At 60.2% G+C, this 17,711-nt stretch carries 17 protein-coding genes; 5 read left to right on the top strand and 12 right to left on the bottom strand.

The genetic code is table 11. From position 1 onward, the window contains the following. Positions 1-27: 27 nt before the first annotated feature. From BW992_RS23060 to argH, 11 genes are all read right to left on the bottom strand, one after another. On the bottom strand, positions 28-831 hold the full coding sequence (locus tag BW992_RS23060) for an ABC transporter substrate-binding protein (protein WP_076407380.1): 804 nt from the start codon (positions 829-831) through the stop codon (positions 28-30). Positions 832-906: 75 nt separating this feature from the next. Then, on the bottom strand, positions 907-1,959 hold the full coding sequence (locus BW992_RS23055; RefSeq protein WP_076407169.1) for an isopenicillin N synthase family dioxygenase: 1,053 nt from the start codon (positions 1,957-1,959) through the stop codon (positions 907-909). A 13-nt stretch (positions 1,960-1,972) separates the two neighbouring features. Next, on the bottom strand, positions 1,973-2,824 hold the full coding sequence (locus BW992_RS23050) for a sugar phosphate isomerase/epimerase family protein (protein WP_076407168.1): 852 nt from the start codon (positions 2,822-2,824) through the stop codon (positions 1,973-1,975). Positions 2,825-3,141: 317 nt separating this feature from the next. Then, the gene (locus BW992_RS23045; RefSeq protein ID WP_072394573.1) at positions 3,142-4,320 is read right to left on the bottom strand and encodes an MFS transporter; all 1,179 of its coding nucleotides are present in this window, start codon (positions 4,318-4,320) and stop codon (positions 3,142-3,144) included. A 69-nt stretch (positions 4,321-4,389) separates the two neighbouring features. Next, positions 4,390-5,739: an MmgE/PrpD family protein gene (locus BW992_RS23040; protein WP_072394576.1), complete on the bottom strand. Its 1,350-nt coding sequence runs from the start codon at positions 5,737-5,739 to the stop codon at positions 4,390-4,392. Then, positions 5,739-6,620: a polysaccharide deacetylase family protein gene (locus BW992_RS23035; protein ID WP_076407167.1), complete on the bottom strand. Its 882-nt coding sequence runs from the start codon at positions 6,618-6,620 to the stop codon at positions 5,739-5,741. Before BW992_RS23035 ends, BW992_RS23040 begins: the two co-directional genes overlap by 1 nt. Continuing rightward, positions 6,613-7,455, bottom strand: a complete 843-nt coding sequence (locus BW992_RS23030) for a polysaccharide deacetylase family protein (RefSeq protein WP_076407166.1) — start codon at positions 7,453-7,455, stop codon at positions 6,613-6,615. The genes BW992_RS23035 and BW992_RS23030 overlap by 8 nt, the downstream gene beginning before the upstream one ends. 141 nt (positions 7,456-7,596) lie before the next feature. Next, positions 7,597-8,421, bottom strand: a complete 825-nt coding sequence (locus BW992_RS23025; protein WP_072430483.1) for an ABC transporter substrate-binding protein — start codon at positions 8,419-8,421, stop codon at positions 7,597-7,599. Positions 8,422-8,460: 39 nt separating this feature from the next. Continuing rightward, positions 8,461-9,225: an amino acid ABC transporter ATP-binding protein gene (locus BW992_RS23020; RefSeq protein WP_076407165.1), complete on the bottom strand. Its 765-nt coding sequence runs from the start codon at positions 9,223-9,225 to the stop codon at positions 8,461-8,463. Between the two features lie 10 nt (positions 9,226-9,235). After that, positions 9,236-10,114, bottom strand: coding sequence for an amino acid ABC transporter permease (locus BW992_RS23015; RefSeq protein ID WP_060742901.1), 879 nt, complete (start codon positions 10,112-10,114; stop codon positions 9,236-9,238). A 73-nt stretch (positions 10,115-10,187) separates the two neighbouring features. Next, positions 10,188-11,615 (bottom strand): argininosuccinate lyase, encoded by a 1,428-nt coding sequence (gene argH, locus BW992_RS23010; RefSeq protein WP_072430484.1) that lies wholly within the window; start codon positions 11,613-11,615, stop codon positions 10,188-10,190. A 295-nt stretch (positions 11,616-11,910) separates the two neighbouring features. Between argH and BW992_RS23005 the strand changes: the two genes are divergently transcribed. Further along, positions 11,911-12,876 carry a LysR family transcriptional regulator gene (locus tag BW992_RS23005; RefSeq protein WP_076407164.1) on the top strand — a complete coding sequence of 322 codons (966 nt, stop codon included), beginning with the start codon at positions 11,911-11,913 and terminating at the stop codon, positions 12,874-12,876. 251 nt (positions 12,877-13,127) lie between these two features. Here BW992_RS23005 and BW992_RS23000 read toward each other — a convergent pair whose 3' ends face one another. Beyond that, the gene (locus BW992_RS23000) at positions 13,128-13,904 is read right to left on the bottom strand and encodes an IclR family transcriptional regulator (RefSeq protein ID WP_072458453.1); all 777 of its coding nucleotides are present in this window, start codon (positions 13,902-13,904) and stop codon (positions 13,128-13,130) included. 163 nt (positions 13,905-14,067) lie between these two features. Between BW992_RS23000 and BW992_RS22995 the strand changes: the two genes are divergently transcribed. From BW992_RS22995 to BW992_RS22980, 4 genes are read left to right on the top strand one after another with little or no spacing between them, the layout of a single operon-like run. Further along, on the top strand, positions 14,068-14,826 hold the full coding sequence (locus BW992_RS22995; protein WP_076407163.1) for an ABC transporter substrate-binding protein: 759 nt from the start codon (positions 14,068-14,070) through the stop codon (positions 14,824-14,826). Between the two features lie 60 nt (positions 14,827-14,886). Beyond that, complete coding sequence (locus BW992_RS22990) at positions 14,887-15,543, top strand: amino acid ABC transporter permease (protein WP_076407162.1); 657 nt, start codon at positions 14,887-14,889, stop codon at positions 15,541-15,543. Beyond that, positions 15,540-16,286: an amino acid ABC transporter ATP-binding protein gene (locus BW992_RS22985; RefSeq protein WP_072394610.1), complete on the top strand. Its 747-nt coding sequence runs from the start codon at positions 15,540-15,542 to the stop codon at positions 16,284-16,286. Before BW992_RS22990 ends, BW992_RS22985 begins: the two co-directional genes overlap by 4 nt. Continuing rightward, positions 16,283-17,572: an NAD(P)/FAD-dependent oxidoreductase gene (locus tag BW992_RS22980; protein WP_076407161.1), complete on the top strand. Its 1,290-nt coding sequence runs from the start codon at positions 16,283-16,285 to the stop codon at positions 17,570-17,572. The genes BW992_RS22985 and BW992_RS22980 overlap by 4 nt, the downstream gene beginning before the upstream one ends. The last annotated feature ends 139 nt before the right edge of the window (positions 17,573-17,711 follow it).

Genomic DNA, 17,711 nt, shown 5'->3' with positions numbered 1-17,711 from the left:
GCCTCGCTCCCACAGGGCTGCATTGAGTCAGTTAGTCGGTTCTTCCAGGTTGTATTTCTTCAACAGGGCGGCGTATTCACCCGACGCTTTCGTCGCGTCAAAAGCCTTGAGCAGCGCCTGATAGAGCGCGTCGTTGTCCTTTTTGACGTAGATCCCCAGCGTCTGTTGATAGATCGAGTGATCGGTGCTGATCACAACCCGGCCTTTGGTGCGTTCTGCGATCATGCCGGCGGCGCCGTCGATCTCCACCTGAGCCTGCACGTTGCCGGAGAGCAGCGCCTGGGTCACTTCAGGGGCGGACGGGAATTCGCTGACCATGACCACGCCCTTGTTATTCGGGACGCAGTAATCGGTCGAGAGTTTGTTGAATTGCGTGACCCAAGTGGTGCCTTTTTCCAGGCCGACTTTCAGGCCGCAGAGGTCTTGCGGTACTTTCGGTTTCAGCGGGCTGTCCTTGAGCACCATGATCGCTGCGCCGGTCTTGGCGTATGGGATGGTTTGCGCCTGAGTCTGCCGTTGGGGGGTGATGTACATGCCCGAGATGATCGCGTCATAGTGACCGGCGTTCAGGCTCAGAAGCAGGTTGGGAAATTTGGTGTCAACGAAGTCGGCCTTGAGGTCCAGATGTTTGGCGAGTAATCGCGCCAGTTCGGGGTCGGAGCCGACGACATTCTTTTGTTCGTCGTAAGATTCGAAGGGCGGATAGGTGATTTCCATGCCGACCTTGAGGACGCCGGGTGTCACCGTCGTGGCTGCGTGGGCTCCTGCCGCACCGAGGATCGCGAAGGCCAGCAGGGACAAGCGGACAGCAATATTCATTGGATTGCGCATCATCGGTGACTCCACGTCGAAAAAGTAGGATTGGACTGGTTTGAAACAGGGTTGTCTTGGAACGGTCGGGGGGCATCAGGACGCTTCCTGCGTCTGGTTCTTCAAGTGACCGAAGCTCGAAGGCTTGCGTGCGCGCTCATACAGTTTGAGTTCGCCGCGTTCGACTTTGCGGCGCAGGTATTGATAGGTTTGCAACGCTTGGCCAAACATGTGCTCACCGATGGTGATTTCCTCGTAATCCTTACCGCCTTCAAGAAACTGCGGCAGTGGCTTGATTTGCGTATGGAAGTCGCAGGCATAGAAGAGTGGGAACGAGTAGCGCTCTTCGCTGACGGTTCGCACTCGGTGAGCCGTAGCAACGAATGTGCCCGCGGTCATGACCTCCAGCATGTCGCCGATGTTGACCACAAACGTACCGTCCATGGGCGGCGCATCAATCCATTGCCCCTGATCGTTCATCACCTCGAGGCCTGGCTTGTCGGCAAGCAAAATGGTGAAGCATTCGTAGTCGGTATGCGCACCAATGCCGGGCGCGTCTTGAGCCGCCAGGTCAAATGGGTAGTGGATCAGCCGCAGTTTCGACGGTGGGCGAGTCACCATTGCCTCGAAATAGTCCTCCTCCAGGCCCAAAGCGAGCGCGAACCCCTTGAACAAGCGCCGACCTAATGCAAACACCGCGGCGTAGTAGGCTTCGACGGCGGGACGGAAACCTGGCAGGTCCGGCCATTCGTTGGCCCCGATCAGTGGCGTGCCGGCAATCACCAGCGGATCGTCTTCGCTCACTTCGAAACCGATATCGAAAGCTTCCTTGTGATCGGGTTTGCCTTTGGCATAGACCTCTTCACCTTCAGGCACAAAACCCTTGTGGCTGCGTGAAGTGCCGATGTAATGCTGCATTTTGTATTCAAGCGATTGGGCAAACAGGTTCTTCGCCGCTTGACGCAAGCCGTCGATCAGTGACGACTCGATGCCGTGGTTCTTGATGTACAGGAAACCGACTGCGCGGGCGGCGTTACCCAGTTCTTCGGCCACCGCCTGTCGCTGGGTGAGGTCGTCGCTGTACAGCCCGGCGATATCCACCACCGGAATGCGGCTGAAGTTGGCAGTCGTTGGCGTTTTGTCAGGCATGAGTGGGCGCTCCTTATCGGGTTGAGGTGCAGGCGAAACGCCGAAAATGCTCGCGCTCGGTGTTTGCCATCCACACGTTCAGCGACCACAGATCAGCCACCGGCACGTTGGTGAAGGGCAGGTGATGCAGGTAGCCGTCGGCGCCGAACTCCGGTGTCAGCGTGCTGACCTGATACCCGCGTTTTTCCTGGGATCGCCAGATGGCCTCCCAATGTTGTTGATGGAAGGCAAGCGCTTGGCTGTACTCGGGAGCGGCGGGGTGGGGCACTTGCGGTCCCTGGTCGTATCCGACTCGGGCTTGAATATGGTGAACGCGTTCGACGAAGGTGCTGAGATCGTCTTCCGAATCGTTGAGCAGGCGCTCGCAGGTGACGACCCAATGACTGATGTCGCTGGTGAAGCGCAGGTCCGGCAGTTGACGAATCAACTCGAGGGTGACCCAGGGATTGAATAACGAGCGAGCGCGATGGGTTTCGAAGGCGCACACCTGGCCATGCTTGCGCGCGAGGTCCATCGCGCGGCCAAAGAAGTCGACTTGCTGTGCCAGGGGCCAGCGATCGTTGCCAGCCAGCAGATTGATGAAGCGCGGTGCCAACTCAGCCGCCCAACCGAGTTTCTTGTCGAGGTCCAGAAGGTGTTCGTCGGGAGTTGCCGACTGCTCCGGCAGAACGTCGTAGGCGCTGAAGACGGTGCTGATATAACTGACTTTGTTGATGCGTAGAAAGGCTGCGAACTCGGCACGTTCGCTGGCGGTCATGGGCAGGCGGGCTTCCATGCCATCGAACCCGGCTTCAAGCAACTCGTCGAGCGCTTGTGCCTTGCTTGCGGTGTAGCCCCACAACGTTCGGAATATTTCCAACTTCATCGATCTGCTCCAAAGTTTCCTTCGCATGATTGACACGGCGACGTTGCGGCGCTAACCGAAACGCACAACGAACGGCAGTGACAATCAGGAAAGGCAATCTTCGGGCCGGATCTCTATGGAAGGCTCCTTTGTTGCCATCAATAGTAGGGAGGGGCGGTTGGCGGAAAAAATAGGGAAGCACAAAAAGATAGTTCAGAGATTTCTAAACTATTGATCACTGGTCGCTGCCCTGATCGTCAGTCATGGATCCGATGTTCCGGAACCTGGCGTTGCTCACGCCGCCGAGCCGTCTTACAGCAAGAATGCCGTTCCATGAATCACTTCTGCACGGCCGCTACCCGACGCCCGCTCATGAAACACAGCAGCCCGCCCATCGCAGTCAAGGCGCTCAAGGCATAGAACATCGTCGGTGCCGGGGTTTGTATCAGCAGGTACCCGCAGATCACCGGGCTCAGGGCGCCGCCCAGGGCGGCCAGGTTCTGGGCGCCGTAGTAGCTGCCGCGCAGTTCTTCCGGGGCCAGGGTATCGACGAAGAGAAATTCGGCCGGGTAGATGATCATTTCACCGAGCGTGAAAATGAACATCGCCACGCACCAACTCAGCATGTCGTCCGCCAGGCTGAATCCGATCAGGCCAAGCATGAACAGGCTGGTGCCCGCAGCGATCCAGTAGCGCAGCTTCTCGCGGTCGAGGAACCGGCCGATCTGGTATTGCAGCACAATCACCGTGATTGCGTTGCAGGCGAGCAGGGCGGCCATGATCTCCAGTGCACGCTTGGCGTCGTGAGTGACCAGCAGGTATTGCGACAGATAGAGCGTGAAGCGCCCGTGCACCACGGTGCTGAGCAGGCAGCCGCAGGTGAACATGATCAGCGTGCGGTCGTTCTTCAGGGTCTTCAACGTCTTGAGAAAGCTGGGCGGTGGGCCAAGGGCCGCTGTCGGCGTTCCATCGCTGGGGATTCCCATCATCAGAAAGACGCTGAAGAACGCGATGCCTGCGGCGATCAGGAATGGCGCAATCGGGTAGACCCCCGCAATCACCACGCCGAGCATGGGACCGGTGGCGTAGCCGATGTTGGTCAGGGTGTAGCGCAGGGAAAACGCTTTGGCGCGCTGGCCGATGGGCAGGTTTTCGCTGAGGATCGCTTTGGAGCCGATCAGAAACAGGGCTGACGCGGTCTCGGTGATCACCACGGTCAAGGTAGTCAGGTAAAGGTTTTCGGCAAAGGTCAGCAGGACGAAACCCACGGCGCTGGAGAGCATCGCCAGGATCAGCAGCCGGCGCTTCTCCAGGCGGTCGATGATGTAGCCACCGTACAAGGCCAGCAGGGTGGCGATGAACACCGCGATGCCCAGCAGCAAGCCGACATCTTGTTGATTGAGGCCCAGCTTGTTGCTCAGAAACAGCGTAAGCAACGGGCTGGTGATGGCGCGGCTCACCACAATGGTCAGCGAAACGATCATCAAGCGTCGAATGACGAGGGAGTAAGTGGCCACGAGGTGCAAATGTCCTTATTCAGATTGTTGGCGTGCACCGCGATGACGCCCGAGCCGTCGATACCCTGATCACCCCAGCCACCGTTCCAGCGTACGTATCGATTCCAGGTCTTCCATGCGTCGCAGTTGCTTCAGTAGTTCCGCAGCCCGTTCCTGGGGCATTACCCGCGTCGTCAAACTGAAGAACTTCTCATCCAGGGCCTCATCGGCAAGTGGATTGCCCGGCGCTCCCAAGGGCACTTCCACACACAGGCTTGCCTGCCGACCGTCCACGGTCCGCAGGGTCACCACAGGCTCGCCATCCTCATCCAGTCGCGGGTCCACTTCAAGCTGGATGCGCGACATGCACTGAGTCACCAAAGGATCGTTGCGTTGCCGATCGTCATAAGCGTGCAGTTGGCAATGCCCATGCACCAACCGCGCGGCGAGGGCATACGGCAGGCTCATTTGTGCGGCCGCGAGGTGGGCGATATCCCGGCCGCCACACATGCCGTGAAGAAAACCGCTCAACCCGACGTGCAGGTTTTCGACCTGGTCAACGGATACCTTCAACTGCTCCAACAGCTGGCCGAGGGCGTCGATGGCCGAATGGGTGCCGCGACAGGAGGCATAGGGTTTGATCGAGCAGCGGGCGAGCTTCCAGTTCACGCCGAGCTCTGCATCGAGGGCTTCGGGTCTTGAAGTCGCTGGGGCAAGGGTGTTCAGAAAACCGCCCCAGACGTCATCGAATAACTGCGTCGGCCCGCTGATGCCTTGTTGGGTGAACCGCGCAGCCAGCAGACCCCCTTCTGCGGCGCGCCCGCTGTGCAGTTTCTTGCTGTGCGAGCCATCGTGAATGAAGGCCCACAGGCCACCGCTGAAGCTGCCGGCAATGCCCAGTGCGGCCAGGGTTTGCCGGGTATCCAGACCCAGGATGCGCGCACTGGCGGCGGCTGCGCCGAACACCCCGCAGGTCGCGGTGGAGTGCCAGCCGGCGCCATTGTGGGCACTATAGCCGCCGCAGGCTTCGAGGACTCGACGGCCAACCTCATAACCGATCACGACGGCGCTGATGAATTCACGACCACTCACGGGCCGTGCGCGCAGCGAAACCGCCGCCATCGCCGCTGGCAGCACGACGGCCCCGGAGTGATCGCAACCACCGGTATCGTCCAGCTCCAGCGCATGGGCGGCGATGCCGTTCAACATCGCCGCCGGGCCCGCGCCGACCTGCAGAGCGGTTCCCCAAACCGGAACCTCGCCCGCGTCACCGGCGAATACTTTATGTGCCTGTTTGGCGATCTCACTCTCGGCGCCGACCAGGGTTGCGCCGAACGTATCGACAATGTGTCGCTTGGTTTGGGCTATCAACCCAGGCGAGAGATCTTCAAACCGCAGATCGACACAGAATTGCGCCAACCGTTGCAAACGTTCGCTCATCAGACGTAATCCCGGTAATGGCGCTCGTATACCGAGGCGGGATGATCCTCGGCCGCCGGCGCTGCGCTGTTTGCCCACCATTGCGCGACCTCGGCGCCGGTGGCGATCCACACGTCGTCGTGCCGTTGAATGCCCTCGATCAACTCGCGCAACACGCCTATCCGTCCCGGCGTGGCGATGATTTCCGGGTGCAGGCGAAGTACATAGCACAGGCCAAAACGGTGAAACCCGGCGAAATCCATTTGCAGGTTGCCCAGGGTGTGGCTGTAGGAGGCGATCCGTGATTGTCCCGGTGGCACCGCCGGGCTCAAGTTGAAGGCGAAGTAAGGCTCGTCTTCCAGCTCATAATGCAGCGGCACTTCAATGACACCGGGCGCAGTCGGGTGAGCGAATGGCAAGTCGTCGCCGCGCCACGACGAGGACCAGCGGATGCCTTGGTCCTTCAATGCGCCGATGAATCCCGGCGCACCATTGCCTGCCGGGATTCGAAAGCCGACCGGGCGCTTGCCGGTCAGCCTGGCCAGGGTCTCGCAGCCCCTGACGACATCGGCGCCCTGGGCGTCCAGGTCTAGCGCATCGTAATCCTGATGACGGTAGCCGGCGCAGGCGATCTCATGACCGTCGTCCTGGATCGTCTGGATGAGCGCTGGGTTTTCCTCGGCCATGATGCCGGGGACGAACCAACTGCTGCAGACCCCGAGTTCCTTGAACAGGCCGAGCAAGCGCGCCACGCCGCGTTGGGTACCGTAGCGCCATACCGATAAGGTCTTGTCACGCCCGGCCACTTCCGGGGCTTGTGTGAGGATGCCATGGATGTCGTTGTAATCGACGGTCAGTACCACAGCGCAGCGATAGCCTTCCGGCCAGATGGAATCAGCCATGGCGGTGCTCCTTCAACCAGAAGTGGGCGACGTCGCGGCAGGTGGCGAACCACACGTCATCGCGCCGACGCATGTGTTCGAAAAGCTTTTCCAGCAGCAGGAGGCGTCCCGGCTTACCGATGATTTTCGGGTGCAAGAGGGTGGTCAGGCACAACCCTTCGTCCATCGCGCCGTCATATTCGCGGCACCAGTTGTCCAGGGTCAGCGCGTAACTGGCCGTACGGTCCAACCCGGAAGGAAAGTTCGGCGCGCGGGTGTAGGCGAGGGACGCGTAATCGTCCATTTCCCATCGGCCTGGAATTTCCACCAGCGGCGTATCGAAACCCGCTACCTCCATCAGGTACGGTCGGTCGTCGCCGCGCATGCTGCTGGAATAGATCACCCCGGCTTCCACCAGCATGGCCGGGGTCTCGGCGCGCCAGTCGCCGGACGGCGTGCGGAAGCCTTCTGCGCGGATGTGCAGGTGTTTCCAGAACACCTCGCGGCAGATCTGCATGACTTCCTTTTGCCGATCCAGTGTCAGGGCATAAAAGGATTCGTGTTTGTAGCCGTGATAAGCCACCTCATGCCCACGCTCGACAATCGCCTGGCATTGTCTCGGCCAGTTCTCCACGACCCAGGCGGGGACGAAGAATGTCGTCGGGATCCGGAATTCGTCGAGCACATCGAGCAGGCGCGGTAGTGCACGGTAAGGGCCATAGCCGCCGAACCCGAAGTACTCGGGCTTACGCCAGATCGAGCCGTTGAGCATGGCATCACCGGTCGGGCCATCGAGGTCGAAGGCCAGGGCCAGGCAAGCCTTGTGCGGCGCGGGCCAGGTGGGTGAGGAGGGCATCGGTAGTGCTCCATCTTTATTCGTAGACACCAGACCCTTTGTGGCGGGGCTTGCTCGCGATGGCGTCGAGTGAAGCAACATTGACGTTGGAACACTCACAAGCAAGCCCGCAGCCACATCGGAATCAAATGGCCTGTGCGATCACTTCCCGGCGTTGATGGTCGCGGTCTTGATCGCTCCCAGTTCCAGATCCCACTTCTTCAGGATCGCCTGGTAGCTGCCGTCATCGATCATGCTTTGCAGCGCGACCTTCACCGCTTCGCTGAGCTCAGGTTTCTTCTTGCTCACGCCCATGCCGGTGTACTGCTCGGAGATCGGCAGGCCCACGGTCTTGTACATGTCCTTTTCCTGGGTCTTGAGGTAAGGCAGGGTTTCGCTGCCCTGCATGGCTGCATCGATGCGGCTCTGGCGCAGTTGCGCCCGGGCATCGGCCGAGCCTTCGGTGCCGACCACGTTGATCCCCGGCTTGCCGGCGGCCTCACAGTTGGCCTTGCTCCACTCGGCGATTTCCGCTGGAAAGGTGGTGCGGCGGCTGGTGCCGACTTTCTTGCCGCACAGGTCGAGAATTTCGTTGGTGTCCTTGTTTTTCTGCAAGGTGTAGAACTGCGGACCACTGGTGAAGTAGTCGATGAAGGTCACGCTGGCCTGGCGTTCGGCGGTGTCGGTCATGCCCGACAGCACCATGTCGACGCGGTCGGTGGTCAGGGCGTTGATCATTTGTTCAAAGCCTGTTTCCTGCCACTTGATCTTCACACCCAGGCGCTCGGCCAGGGCGTTGCCCAGGTCATAGTCAAAGCCGGTGAGGGTGTTGGTGGCCGGGTCCTTGAAGTCCATCGGCGGGTAGTTCGGCATGATCGCCACGACGATTTCGCCCTTGGCCTTGATGCTTGCCGGCAATTCGGCCGCGAAGGTGAAGCCGCAAGCCATGACGCCAGCGAGTACTGCGGGGATAAAGAAGTTCTTCATGGTCGTTCTCTTATGAGTGTTGTGAGCGTCAACGGACGCTTAGGTTCGAACGGCAGAAATGAAGCTTTGGGTGCGAGGGTTCTGTGGACTTATTAGTATTTCTTCGGGGCTTCCAGCCTCCACGATCTGCCCGTCGTCCATGAACACCATGCGATTGGAAACTTCGCGAGCGAAGCCCAGTTCATGGGTGACGACGATCATGGTCATGCCGGTCTGCGCAAGATCGCGCATCACCGACAGCACCTCACCGACCAGTTCCGGGTCGAGTGCCGAAGTGGGTTCATCGAACAGCATCAGCTTGGGACGCATGGCCAATGCACGAGCGATGGCCACACGTTGCTGCTGGCCGCCCGAAAGCTCGATCGGGTAGCTGTTGCATTTGTCCGCCAGGCCGACACGGGCGAGCAATTCCAGGGCCTCCTCATTCGCTTCTTTGGGGGAGCGCTTGAGTACCTGGCACGGTCCTTCGATGATGTTCTGCAACACGGTCATGTGAGGGAACAGGTTGAACCGTTGAAACACCATGCCGGTGGACAGCCGCTGGCGGGCGATCTGGGTTTCGTTGAGTTCGTGCAACTTGTTGCCGACGATCCGGTAGCCCACCAGTTCGCCGTCGACCCACAGGCCGCCCTTGTCGATTTTTTCCAACTGGTTGACGCAGCGCAGCAAGGTGCTTTTTCCCGATCCGGACGGGCCGATGATGCACAGCACTTCGCCTTGCTCGACTTCGATGTCGATGTCCTTGAGCGCGTGGAACTGGTCGTAATATTTATTCAGGCTCACGGCCTTGACGATGCTTCTCATGTGGAACTCCTCAGGAACGCTTGCCGGCGCCGCGGGCGAAACGACGCTCCAGGCGACTCTGACCAAAGGACAGGACGGTGACGGTGGCCAGGTACCAGATGCCGGCAACGATCAGCAGCTCCATCACGCGGGCGTTGGCGTAGTAGATGTTCTGGGCGTTGTAGAGCAATTCCGAGTATTGGATCACGCTCGCCAGCGAGGTCATCTTCACCATGCCGATGAACTCGTTGCCTACCGGCGGAATAATGATCCGCATGGCCTGGGGCAGGATGATCCGGCGCAGCGCTTGCAGGCGTGGCATGCCGATCGATTTGGCAGCCTCATATTGCCCGGTGTCCACCGACAGCAGGCCGGCGCGCACCACTTCGGCGGTGTAGGCACCCTGGTTGATGCTCAAGCCCAGCAAGGCCGCCGCGAACGGAGTCATCAGGCTCACGGTGTCCATTTCGAACAGGCCGGGAATGCCGATGGTGGGGAAGATCAGCGCCAGGTTGAACCACAGGAGCAGTTGCAGGATCAACGGCGTGCCGCGAAACAGCCAGGTGTAGGTCACGGCCACATAGCGCAGGATCGGGTTGGCCGACATGCGCATGATCGCGGTGATCACGCCGAACACGATGCCCAGCGCCATGGCCAATACCGCCATGACGATGGTGTTGAGCAAGCCCCACATGATCGCCTCGGAGGTCAGGAACTGGCCGATGTACGACCATTCGATCTTGCCTTCGGCGAAGGCACGCACCAGGCCAACAAGGGCGATGACGATCAGCGTGGCGAAGAAGATACGCCCGTAGTAGCGCCGGGGCACATGATCGTACTGGGTGATGTCGAACTGGTTTTCCGCCAGCTTGCGCTCCGCCTGGAGTCGTTCTGCCTGTGTCTGGCTCATGTTGTTTCTCCGTACTCGGTTGCAGCGCTATCGCTGTGGGAGCAAGCTCGCTCCCACAGGTCCGGTGTGTTGCTCAGAGGCGCAAGCCCTGATAGTCCTCGGTCCATTGCTGCTGGGTGGCGAGGGCGGCTTTCAAGCGTCCGATCTGTTCGCGTACCTGTTGTGGCGCGGTCCCACCCCAGCCATTGCGGGCAGCGATGGCGGCTTCGAGGGTCAGGCTTTCGCGTACCTCCGGGGTGAGGCGAGGATCGACTTCCGCCAGCAGAGCGGGGGAGGCCTCCCACAGTTCGATGTCGTGTTTCTCGCACGCCTGGACCAGAGCACCGGTGATTTCGTGAGCTTCCTTGAACGGTACGCCGCGCACCGCCAGCCAATCGGCAACTTCGGTGGCGAGGGTGAAGCCCAGCGGTGCCTGGCGGCGCAACTCCTCGACATTGACTTTCATGGTCGCCACCATTCCCGCCATGGCGGGCAATACCAGTAGCAGCGTGTCGACGCTGTCGAGCACACCGTTCTTGTCTTCGCTCAGGTCGCGGTTGTAGGACAGGGGCAGGGATTTGAGCGTGGAGAGCAGGCCGGTCAGGTTGCCGATCAGGCGACCGGCCTTGCCTCGCGCCAGTTCGGCGATGTCCGGATTCTTCTTCTGGGGCATGATCGAGCTGCCGGTGGCGTAGGCATCGTCCAGTGCGACCCAGCGAAATTGCCGCGATGACCACAGGCAGAACTCTTCGGCAAGGCGCGAGATATTGATGCCGAGCATGCTGGCGATGAACAGGAACTCGGCGACGTGATCGCGGCTGGCCACGGCGTCGATGGAGTTTTCGCAAACGCCGCTGTAGCCCATTTCCTTTGCCGATTGCTGAGGTAGGCGAGCGATCGCCGAGCCCGCCATGGCCGCCGCACCGAGTGGCGACAGCGACGTCCGTGCGTCCCAGTCCACCAACCGTTGTACGTCGCGCAGCATCGACTGGGCGTGGGCCAGCAGGTGGTGAGCAAACACGATCGGTTGCGCCTGCTGCAGATGGGTGAAGCCGGGGCAGATGCTTTCGATGTGTTGCTCGGCCTGTTCCACCAACGCCTGCTGCAGGGCCAGCACTTCAACGGCCACGGTGCGTACGTGGTCACGCAGGAACAGCCGCAGATCGTTGGCGGTCTGGTCGTTGCGCGAACGACCGGCCCGCAGCTTGCCACCCAAGGCGCCAAGCCGTTCGGTCAGCAGGCGCTCGATGAAGGTGTGGACGTCTTCATCATCCAGGGTCGGGGCGATGCTGCCGGCGCGATAGTCCGCGCCGATGCGTTCCAGGGCGTCGAGCATGGTCAGGGTTTCTTGCTCGTTCAGCAGTCCGGCGCGCTGCAATTCCCGGGCATGGGCCTTGGAGCCGGCGAGGTCGTACGGGGTGAGCCGGAAGTAGCGCTCAGGGCAACGGGACAGGGCCGCCAAGGCTTCGGAAGGGCCGCATTTGAAGCGAGCTCCCCAGAGTCGGTCGGTGGTTTGAGACATTGTTGTTTTCCTCGTCGGTTTCGCGAACTGAAACGGGTACTCCAGGCCACGACGTCGCTACGAAAATCAGCGAGCGAAGTCAGGCCAGAGCAGTTTTCAAGAGGGCAGTTGCATCGGTGCGAGCGCTGATCGAACTGTCAGCTTTTGATGTTTCGCGACCAGCGTTTTGGCGCTGATGTTCGGAATTTATTGGCGGTTGCCAAGCTTGGTTTTCTGTGTTCATTATTATTGGGCCAGCTTGTTCTTGTTGTTGGGCACAGGTTGTTGAATAGAGCGCCAGAGGTAAATAAGCATTATGGAAACCCCACTTTCCAATTCCGGAAACCCGCCGCCAAGAACCCCGCAAAGGGCACCGTTGGCCCTCAGCGGGCTGGACTTCAAATTGCTCAAAGTGTTCAAGGCGGTGGTCGAGGCGGGAGGCTTTAGTGCCGCACAAAATGAGCTGAACGTGGGGCTGGCAGCCATCAGCAAACAGATTTCCGACTTGGAAATCCGTATCGGGATGCGCCTTTGTACGCGTGGGCGCGAGGGCTTTCACCTGACGGAAGAAGGGCGTCTGGTGTATCAGGCATCGATAGACTTATTTGCCTCGGTCGACAACTTCCGTGACCGACTTAGTTCAGCGCAGAACGAACTTGTTGGTGATCTTGGTGTGGGGGTTATTGATAATACTATCTCGGATGATAACTCCCCGTTAGTTGCTGCGCTCAGGCAAATGAATGAACAGTCGCCCAAAGTCCGGTTTCAACTTCATGCTTCACAACTCGATGAAGTCGAAAGAGGTGTCGTCGAAGGGCGGTTGGTAGCGGGAATCGTACCGATTTATCAAAAACGCGAAGAGTTCGATTACTACGAACTCTATGAAGAACGTTCGCAGGTCTATTGCGCACTTGGCCACCCGCTGTTCTCCATGGCGGACGAGGACATTGGCGCACATGTGCTCAAGGAGTACGAATGCGTCAACCATCGCTACGCGATTCATCGCGACAAACTGAAGTTTGCGCACTACGACAGCTTCTCCGCCTCAGCCACCCAAGTGGAAGCCGTGGCGCTGCTGATCAAGACGGGGCGTTTCCTCGGGTTCCTGCCCCAGCATTACGCCGCATCGATGGTGGCGCGGGGAGAGTTTCGCGCAGTATGTCCAGACCTGATCAACATCGTCACGCCGTTCAGTCTGATACTGCGTCACAACACTGTACGCAGCCCCTTGGTCAAGGCCTTTGCCCGGGCGCTGGGGGTGGATCTGAAGGCTTCGGTTTGATGTTTCTGTGTGAGTCACTCACGAGCCTTGGCGGCAACCGGAGTGATAGGTAAGTTGCACCATCAAACCGTTGGTGCTGTTCTCGTTCAAATACTGCTACCTGCCCCGGCGTGTTTCGTTGGAAGGGCTCCCAGTTGAACTAGCCCAGGGCTCAATCACCCTATCCTGTATGCGCAGTCCACCCTCTAAGCGACGGTGGTAATAATTGGATTTGTGCAAGGGACAGGGTGTCTGTCCACTGGAGCAATCTGCTAAAGGGTCCGTATCGACGAACGAATCGCCCGTGCACATTCGATGACCGCGGGTGCCAGCTTGCGCTCGGCTTCCTCCATGGTCCAGCGGCTGCTGGGCACCACCACATGCACGGCCGCTACCGGCAGGCCCTGGCTGCCGATGATTGGCGCAGCGATGGACATGTCGCCCAGGAACAACTCTTCCTTGTTCGTGGCGTAGCCTCTGCGCCGCGTGGTCTCGATCTGCTCGATGATGTCGTCGACCGCGGTCAGGGTGTACTGGGTATGGCGTTTGCGCTCGCTGGCGTGCAGTACGGCAGTGAGTTCGTCGTCGGGCAGGGCGCTCAGCAAGGCCCGTCCGGAACCGGTGCAGTACATTGGTATCCGGCTGCCGATGGGCATGTGGATCGGGATGAATTTCGGTGCCACGAAGCGTGCCACGTACACCATGTCCAGTCCGTCGGGTTCGGTCAGGTTGGTCGTCTCCCCGGTAGCCTGGGCCAGCTCGGCAAGGAACGGGTTGGCCACGTCGACCAGCGTATCGGCGGCCAGGTAGTTGTAGCCGATCTCCATGACCTTCGGGGTCAGCTGGAAGCGTTTGGTCTGCGGATGCTTGCGCACGTAACCAAGCTCTTCAAGGGTGTGGATCATGCGTTGCGCGGAGCTTTTATTGATATCCGCCGCTTGCGCGATATCCGCCAGATTCATCGTGCGCCGGGATGCGTTGAAGGCTCGCAGCACCGCCAGGCCTTTCTCCAGTGACTGATTGAACAGAGGGTGAGGGGTTTCGCTCATGTGGAATTCCTTGTTTTTGCTTCATGCGTATCGATATTCGATACTTATAAATCTCTTTACGATTCAAGTAAATCGTTTATATTCATTTTGAGCCTCCTGCCATACACCTGGGGCACCCTTACCGGACTTAAGACAAATAAAAGCGTCCATTGGGAGATACGCCATGCTTACTCGCTTTCGTGCACTCACGCTCGTTGTCGCTCTGGCCTGCGGCATCGCTTCGGCCAGCGTCGCCGCCGAACCCGTCTACAAGGTTGGCGCAACCGCGACGGGTATTCCCTTCACCTTCCTCGACGTCAAGAGCCAGAGTATCCAGGGCATGATGGTCGACGCCGCGCAGGCAGTGGCCAAGGCTGGCGGCTTCGAGGTGGAGATCCAGCAGACCACCTTCGCTTCGCTGATTCCCTCCCTGACTTCAAACAAGATCGACCTGATTTCCGCCGCCATGCTTCGCACGCCGGCGCGGGAAAAGGTGGTGCAGTATTCCGACCCGGTCTTCAGCTATGGCGAGGGTCTGATCGTCAAGGCCGACGACCAGACCCCGTACACCCGCATGGAGGATTTTGCCGGTGAGGTGGTCGGCGCCCAGGTCGGCACGGTGTTCATCGATGAGCTGAACAAGCGCGGTGTCTTCAAGGAAGTGCGTGGCTACGACTCGATTCCCGACCTGATGCGCGACCTGGCGCTTGGTCGGATCAAGGCAGGCTTTGCCGATCGTCCGGTGGTCGCCTACCAGTTGGCTCAAGGCACGCAGAACAAGGTGCATCTGGTCCAGAGCTATCAGCCCGTGGTGATGGGGGATGTCTGCCTGATCATGCGCAAGGGAGACAGTGCGAAGCTTGCGCAGGTCAACAAAGGCATCGCCGCTATCAAGGCCGATGGTTCCCTCGACCAGATCATCAGGAAGTGGAAGCTCAACTGACGGTTTTGTCGACCGCCCGCAACGGCGGGCGGGTCCACTCATTGTTTCGTGGGTAGCCTTATGTTTCTCCAGAATGCCTTGGACTTCCTTCCAATCCTGCTCAAAGGGGCGGTGGTCACTCTTCAGGTGACGGCCGGGTCGTTTGTACTCAGCTCGCTGATCGGGTTGGTCCTGGCCCTGATGATGGTTTCCAGGATAAGGGCGATCGCCTTGTTCGCCATCAGCGTGGTGAACGTCATCCGCGGGCTGCCGATCATTGTGCAGCTGTTCTATATCTATTTCGTCCTGCCGGAATTCGGCATCCAGCTGACTGCAATGCAGGCCGGCATCATTGGCCTGGGGATCGCTTATTCGGCGTATCAGGCCGAGAACTTCCGGGCCGGTATCCAGGCGATCCAGCAAGGGCAGATCGAGGCGGCCGAATCCCTGGGCATGCGCGGTGCGATGGTGATGCGGCGAGTGGTGCTGCCCCAGGCATTGCGCATTGCCTTGCCGCCCTACGGCAACACCCTGGTCATGATGCTCAAGGACTCGTCGCTGGTCTCCACTATCACCGTGGCCGAGATGACGCGTGCGGGGCAATTGATCGCTTCTTCGACCTTCGAGAACATGACGGTCTACACCCTGGTGGCATTGCTCTACCTGGCGATGAGCCTGCCGCTGTCCTTTGCGCTGCGTCGTCTGGAAGCACGCTTCAGCACCCGGAGAACGTCATGATCGAGATCAAGGGCATTCACAAGCGTTACGGCAGCGTGCCGGTCCTCGAAGGCATCGACTTGCAGGTCAAGAGCGGTGAAGTGGTGTGCCTGATCGGCCCATCGGGGTCGGGAAAGTCTACGTTGCTGCGTTGTATCAACGGCCTGGAGAGTTATGACCAGGGCGACGTTCTGGTCAGCCAAGAACGGGTTGATCGCAACGCCAGGAGCATCCACGACATTCGCACCCGGGTGGCGATGGTTTTCCAGCGTTTCAACCTGTTCCCGCACCGTACGGCCCTGGAAAATGTCATGGAGGGGCCCATCTACGTGAAGAAGGAAAAACCTCAGGTCGCCCGCAGAAATGCCGAGGCGCTGATGGATAAGGTCGGCTTGTCCCATCGGATGAATGCCTACCCGGACGAACTGTCCGGTGGGCAGCAGCAACGTGTCGCCATTGCCCGGGCACTGGCGATGAACCCCCAGGCGATTCTCTTCGACGAACCGACCTCGGCCCTGGATCCAGAGCTGGTGGGCGAGGTGTTGACGGTGATGCGCAACCTGGCCAACGAGGGCATGACCATGATCGTGGTGACACACGAAATGGCGTTCGCTCGGGACGTGGCCGACAAGGTCTGCTTCCTTCACGGCGGCAAGATCGTCGAGTCAGGGCCGGCCCGAGAAGTATTGAGCACCCCGACCCACCCACGCACCCAGGATTTTCTTCGCCGGTTGCTCGACCACAGCGCGCAGGTGCAGGCATGAATGCCCCTTTCGCACCGCAACTGCCGGCCTCGCTCTGGGCCGCGACTGCTGCGCCGGCGGTGCAAACGCCGGCGCTGGCTGAAGACAAACAGGTGGATATCGCCATCGTGGGGGCCGGCTACACCGGTTTGGTCACGGCCTTGCGATTGGCCGAGGCGGGGGTCGATGTCTGTGTGCTGGATGCCGGGGAGCCCGGCTGGGGGGCTTCGGGACGCAACGGCGGCCAGGTGATTCCCGGGCTGAAGTTCGATCCCGATCAATTGCACGCCAAATTCGGTGCGGCCCGTGCCGAAGCGATGCTCGATGTAGCCGGTTGCGCCGCCGACGAAGTGTTTTCGTTGGTCCGCCGGTATGCAATCGACTGTGATGCGACCCAGAAAGGCTGGATTCAACCCGCTTGTTCGTCCGCCGCGATGAAAGTCATCGAGCAGCGCGCCGGGCAGTGGCAACGCCGTGGAGTCCAGGTGGAGCTGCTGGACCGGACTGCCGTCAGCCAACGCATCGGTACCGACAACTATCTGGGTGGCTGGGTTGATCCGCGGGCCGGCAGCTTGCATCCGCTGAGTTACGCCCGTGGCCTGGCAAAGGCCGCATTGGGGCAGGGCGCGATGATCCACGGCCACAGCCGTGTCACGCGGTTGCAGCGACAGCCGTCGGGCTGGACGTTGTCCACCGTGCAAGGGGCCAGGGTCAGTGCGCAACGGGTGCTATTGGCCACGGATGGCTATACCGACGACCTGTGGCCCGGCTTGCGCCAGACTGTCGTTGCAGCCAACAGCTTCATCATTGCGACCCGTCCGCTGCCATCGGCGATCCGCAAGAGCATCCTGCCCGGTGGCGAGGTCTGTTCGGACTCTCGACGCTTGCTGCTGTACTTCAAGCTGGATGCCCAGGGGCGTTTGCTCCTGGGAGGACGTGGGCCGTTTTCGGAGCCATCCCAGCCCCGCGACTGGGCGCACCTGGAGCGTTCCCTGGCGGCGCTGTTTCCGCAAGCGGCGCAGGTGCCTGTCGAGTATCGGTGGAGTGGTCGGGTGGCGCTGACCCAGAGTTTTCTTCCGCATGTCCATGAGCCGGCGCCGGGGCTGTGCGTCCTGCTTGGTTACAACGGTCGCGGCATCGCCCTGTCCACGGCGTTAGGCAAGCACCTGGCCGCGAAGCTGTCGGGGGCGACCCAGGCGTTCCCGTTCCCGGTCATGCCGCTGCGTCGAATTCCATTTCACGGGTTGCAGCGGTTGTATCTGGCGGCCGGAATCGGCTATTACCGGTTATTGGATGCCTTGTTCTGAGCACTGATTGAAGAAACGGCGGGCATCGGCCAGGCGGTGTCCGTGAGGGCGTATCGGCTCAAGGCGAGCGATCCCCAATCCAACTTTACGCTCGACCTGAATGGCTCCGAAGCGGAAATGGCGTTAGCATCCCCTTCAT

This window comes from Pseudomonas sp. 7SR1 (genome assembly GCF_900156465.1).
In the GTDB taxonomy this organism is placed as follows: Bacteria; Pseudomonadota; Gammaproteobacteria; order Pseudomonadales; family Pseudomonadaceae; genus Aquipseudomonas.
This window is presented reverse-complemented; position numbering and strand designations above follow the sequence as displayed.